Origin of the sequence: Nitratidesulfovibrio oxamicus, from assembly GCF_015731765.1 — a bacterium.
GTDB lineage: Bacteria > Desulfobacterota > Desulfovibrionia > Desulfovibrionales > Desulfovibrionaceae > Cupidesulfovibrio > Cupidesulfovibrio oxamicus.
In genome coordinates this window covers 1-5413 of sequence record NZ_VRYY01000157.1, presented here as the reverse complement: position 1 = coordinate 5413, position 5413 = coordinate 1, and the positions used below count along the sequence as shown (strand labels likewise).

Annotated in this window: 3 protein-coding genes; all 3 read right to left on the bottom strand. The window is 67.7% G+C overall.

Features of this window, described 5'->3' with window-relative positions; translation table 11 throughout:
• Positions 1-145: 145 nt before the first annotated feature.
• Complete coding sequence (locus tag FVW20_RS06840) at positions 146-1141, bottom strand: quinone oxidoreductase family protein (RefSeq protein ID WP_196608843.1); 996 nt, start codon at positions 1139-1141, stop codon at positions 146-148.
• 371 nt (positions 1142-1512) lie between these two features.
• Positions 1513-4572, bottom strand: a complete 3060-nt coding sequence (locus tag FVW20_RS06835; RefSeq protein ID WP_196608842.1) for a hypothetical protein — start codon at positions 4570-4572, stop codon at positions 1513-1515.
• A 232-nt stretch (positions 4573-4804) separates the two neighbouring features.
• Positions 4805-5413: histidine racemase CntK family protein (locus FVW20_RS06830; protein ID WP_504739147.1), on the bottom strand; the 609-nt coding region annotated here is incomplete at its 5' end.

Here is a 5413-nt window from a genome sequence, read left to right as displayed (position 1 = left end):
CACGCCCCCGTGACGGGGCATTGCCCCTTCCGGCGGACACCGGGCTGGCCCTGTGGCGCAACCGCCTGCGGGCGCTGCTGCGCCTGCCCTTCCGCCGCCGGGGCTGACCCCCGGCGGGATTCCTGCCTTTCCTTCGTTTTCTGCCCTACACCAGCAGCACCGTGGAACCGGTGGTCCGGCGCGATTCCAGCGCGCGGTGCGCGTCTGCGGCCTGCGCCAGCGGGAAGGTCTGGTTCACCTGCACCTGCACGATGCCCGCGCGCACCACGTCGAACAGGTCGCGGGCGTGGGCCAGCAGGTCGTCCCGCTTTGCCGTGTAGTGCATCAGGCTGGGCCGGGTGAGGAACAGCGAGCCCTTGGCCGCCAGCAGGGCGGGGTTGAACGGCTCCACGCTGCCGGACGACTGCCCGAACGAAACCATGGTGCCCATGGGCCGCAGGCAGTCCAGCGAGGCCATGAACGTGGCCTGCCCCACCGAATCGTACACCACGTCCACGCCGCGCCCGTCGGTGAGTTCGCGCACCCTGGTGGCCACGTCCTCCTGCCGGTACAGGATGACATGCTGGCAGCCGTTGGCCCGCGCGCGCTCGGCCTTGGACTCGTCGCCCGCCGTGCCGATGACCGTGGCCCCCAGATGCCGCGCCCACGGCACCACCAGCGACCCCACGCCCCCTGCCGCCGCATGCACCAGCATGGTGGTGCCCTCCGTCACCGGGTAGCAGCCGTACAGCAGGTAGCGGGCGGTCATGCCGCGCAGCATCATGCCCGCCGCCGTGACGAAGTCGATGTCGTCCGGCAGCGCCACCAGCCGGTGGGCGGGAATCAGGCGGCGCTCGGCATAGGCCCCCACCGGATTGCCCGCGTAGGCCACCCGGTCGCCGGGCCGCACTTCGGTCACGCCGTCGCCCACGGCCTCCACCGTGCCCGCGCCCTCCATGCCGGGGATGGCGGGCAGCGAGGGCAGCGGGTACAGCCCGGTGCGGTGGTACACGTCGATGAAGTTGAGGCCCACGGCCCCGTGGCGCACCAGTGCTTCGCCGGGGCCGGGTGTGCCGGGGGTGTGGTCTTCCCAGCGCAGCACGTCCGGCCCGCCGGTTTCGTGGAAGAAGATGGCCTTGGATGTTCCGGATGCTGTGGACATGTGCGCCTCCTGTGCGGGGAACCCGCATTCCTGCCCGCGTTGTCGCCGGTGCTGGCGTGCCTCGTCTCCGGCGGTCTGGAAAACCGGCGCTGCGAGACGGTATTTCACGCTGCATGGTAGGGCAGCTTGCGGGTTCGCACAAGGCGGCACCGAAAAGTTACGGGGTCACTTTGGGGTGACGGCGACGGTGACGGCGACGGGACGGGGGCGGCGGTGCGTGAACGGGACGCGCCACGCCAAAAGGAAAGCCCCGCCGAAGCGGGGCCAGTGGGGCGAGCAAAGGCGGGGTTACCGCGGCTCGCGCGGCCTGTATGGCATGAAAGCGCGGGCCGGGCAAGGGGTGCGGATTGACGTGCAGGCAAGGCCCCGGGCTAGACGGGCGAGGCCACCCGGTTGCCCACCGTGTCCACGCCGGTAAGCTGCGACATGGCCGTCAGGTATTCCACGTTGCGGTCCAGGTAGAACGCCAGGGGCTTGGAGAAGTTCTTGCCCACGATGCCGTCCACGAACAGTTGGCTCACCTCGCGCTCGCGGGTCAGCACCATCTGCGAACGGGCCAGGATGGCCCTTTCCTCCGGCGACATCTCGCGCACCAGCAATGAAAGCACGCTGCGCGCCCGCGGCTGGTACATCCAGAAGTACATCAGGTCCAGGGCGTTGATGATGATGGTGCGCTCCAGGTCCTCTGCCTCGGCTTCCACCGCGCGGATGAACTGCTTGGGCTGCGACAGCAGTTCCAGCACGTCCTCTTCGGGGAACAGCAGCTCCAGTCTGGAGAAGGCGTCGAACAACTGGTACAGTTTGCTTTCGTAGTCCCAGCGCCGGATGCGCATGTTGTTGTTGCGGTCTGCGTAGCCTTCGATGAGCGCGGCCACCGTGTCGGACGCCGTCTTCGAGATCACCGCCGCACCCTGTTGCAGCAGGTCGAGAGGGTTGTCCACCCCGGCGAAGATCAGCAGGTCGTCCAGCACGAAATTGTAGAACATGGCCACGGGGATGGCCAGCACGCTGCGGAAGATGTTGCCGAGCACCGCCTCCTTGGGCAGGCCCCGGTAGATGTTGTGCGAGGCGATGTAGGCGCCGTTGGCCGCCGCGATGAGCGAGTAGACCAGCAACTGGTGGTTGGCCACGGTGAAGCCCAGGGTCTGCTCCAGCACCAGCTTGCGCATGACCAGTTCCAGCAGCAGCACCGATATGCCCGTGAACATCAGCGAGTCGGAAAGTCGGCTCCAGCTCACGTAGTCGTTCCAGCGCAGCAGGGGCGAACGGCTTACGCCGCCGCCGCCCGTCACGGCCTGGATGACGTTGCGCACCCCGGTGATGAGGAACCAGATCACCGCGCCGAACCACGCCAGCACCCACCAGTGCTGGGTGTGCTGGAAGGCCAGCATGGCCGGGATGAACCCGGCAAGCACCTTCAGGGCATTGGATACACCGGTGTTCAGGTAGCGCATGCCCATCCAGCGTTCGCATGCTGCCCCGCAACGTGCGTGCAGCGAAAGACCGTTGCCGCCGCTGCGCGCAAAACCGCCAAGGGTGGCGATGTTGCCGCGCGGGGTGACGCGCGAGGTGTCGGTGCGCACCACCCATTCGCGCACCCGGCGAAAGCCGAAGCGTGAACACCCCGGCAGACGCCGTACCAGGTTTACCAGCGCGGGGCTGGGCAGCACGGGGGTGCGTCGTTCCAGCATGCTTTCGCGCAGGTATACCTCGGTGTGCACGGGGATGATCTGGCGCATGGTGTCGCGCGGGTCGTCGATCTGCTTCTGGGCGCGGGGGGGCAGGGTTTCGCGGAACACCAGGCCCATGCCGTGCACCCGGTGCGAGCGGCTGGTGGAATCGCTGCCGATGCGCGATTTCAGCTGCACCGACTTGTAGAACGCCTGCAAGCGGGGGATGCTGCGCAGGATGCGGCGAAATTTTTCGCACCTCTCGGGGGCGTCTTGCGCGCCGGATTCGGCATGGTCGCGGATCAGCGCGCGGATAAGCCGCTTCAGGCGGGGGGCGCTGCCGCTGTTGATGGCCAGTTGCAGTTCGTTGATGGCGCGGATGTTGGCCACGTGGGCCTCGTCGCCTTCCGCCCAATCCTTGAGGTTGAACAGTTCGAGGTGGGTGATCAGCCCCTCGCAGTCCCACACAAGCTCGAGCACGTCGGCCACGGTGAGTTCCGAGAGGTTCAGGGTGATGCGGTACCCGCTGTGCAGGCTGGTCAGCCAGTCCAGCAGGGCGCGGGGCGGCGTGCGCAGGATGTCGGGCACGTCGGACCCTTCGTGGGGTACGAAGGCCGAGGGGATGTCGGGATTGCGGGCCGGGGCAAGCCACAGGTCGTGCACGGTTTCGGCGTCCAGGCCGTCCAGCCGCTGCACCAGGGCCTCGATGGCCTCGCGCTCCGGCTGGGTGGCGATGGCCCATTCGTCGCGCAGTTCCTCGACCCGGCCCTGCAGGGCGGGCACCAGCCGCTTGTGGATGAATTCCGCCAGATGCAGCAGCGAGGGCTGCCCCGTGCCCACGAAGGACAGGAATTCGTCGCGGTGCAGCGGCTCCAGGGTCAGTCCGAATTCCTCGTTGATGGTGCGGCGGTGGCGCTCGTTGTAGCGGCGCAGCACCTGCAACACGTACTCTGCAAGATATTGCGAGGCCTTGCGGCCTTCCTGCATCAGGTGCTGGGTGGGGGTTTCTTCCAGAAACGACAGGAACCCCTGCGAATCGGAAAAGCCGCGCGGCACCCAGATGAGTTCCGCGTACTTGTTGCGCGCCGGTACCCGGAATTCCACCCCGATGCGGACGGAAACCCCCATGATGTCGGCGGCCTGCATCAGTTCGCGGGCGGCAGAGGATTCAACGAAGTTGTAATAGATTACCGTAAGGTGCCGAATGCCCTTGATCCACGCGTCCATGATCAGGTGCGTGGGATTCTTGCGGCCCTTGGTGTTGGCGTCGTGCACATGGTTGTCGAAGGCCAGCTGGTTCCATTCTTCAGGCATTTCCAGCAGGTGATACTGGGCCAGCAGGGCGCGCACGATGCGCGGCTTGCCCGATGCGGCGCGCCGGAAGTCGTGCGCCAGCTTGAGCTGGCGGCAGGTGTCGCCGTGGGCACGCACGAGATCCTTCATGATCTGGATGAGCACGCGCGCCGTGTTGCGGCGCAGGCCGGTCTGCGCACTGTACAGCACCTCGTCGCGCAGGGTCTGCAAGGCCAGCAGGCGGTCTTCCGCCAGGCCCGCCTCCAGCGAATCCAGCAGGTTGATCACCGCGTAGGCCACGCGCAGTTCGCGCGAGACGGAAAGCTCCTTGATGCCGTGCGGGTGCAGGCTGGCGTCGAACAGCTTGCGCACGAACGGGCTGGGAGCGCGGGCCTTCTCCAGCACCTTGTTGACCATGAGCAGCAGCTCGTGGTCCTGCTGGTCGAAGAAAAGTGTGCGAAATGCCATGGATATGTCGCAGTGACGCCGTGCGTCCGTGAAGGTTGCGATATTTCCGGCAGTTGCGGCGGTGCGGTGCCGGAAGCAGCAGGGCGAGCCTCCGTGATTTCGGGAGGTTCCCGTGCATGCATTGTTACGGAAAGGTTACGGCGCCGTCAATCGGGGCACGCGGCAGGCGGGCGGCAACGCACCGCCGATGCAGGGAAACCGTGCGATGTGGCGGCGGGGGGAAACGCCCCAGCTACGCGTGCTGGTCGCCGTACAGGTAGGCGGTGCCGCTGGCCAGGTGGCGCACCGTGCCGCCTATCCATGCCTCTGGCGTCAGGCCGTCGCGGCGGTTGACCGAAACGCGGATGACGGCGCCGCTGGGCTGGCGCACCGCCAGCGCCGTCTCGCCGCCGGTCATGGCGGCGCGGTGCAGGCCGTAGGCCAGCGACCCGGAACCGCAGGCGGATTCAAGGAGGATGCTGCCGGTGTCGCGCACCCGGACCACCGGAATGATGGAAGGGGCCGCCAGGGGGCCGTGGTGCCAGATGCATCCGGCCGCCGGTTCGTCATTCAGGCCGTGGCGGGCAATGAGCATGCGGGCATGGGCATGCCAGTCGTCGGGGAAGGGGTGCACGGCGGCGTCCAGCAGCAGGTGGGCTATGCCCGGCAAGCGCACCAGTTCCAGCCCTTCAGTCAGTGGCTGCACCAGTTGGAACCCCGCGCCATCCCGGGGGGGATGGTTCTCGCCCATGCCCTTCACTCCGGCCAGCCCCGCCGGGCCCACCGCCTCTGCCGACGTGGCGGGCGCGGCGGGTGCGAAGGACGGCAGGGGCATGCGCACGGCTGCGTCCGGCCCCTGCGG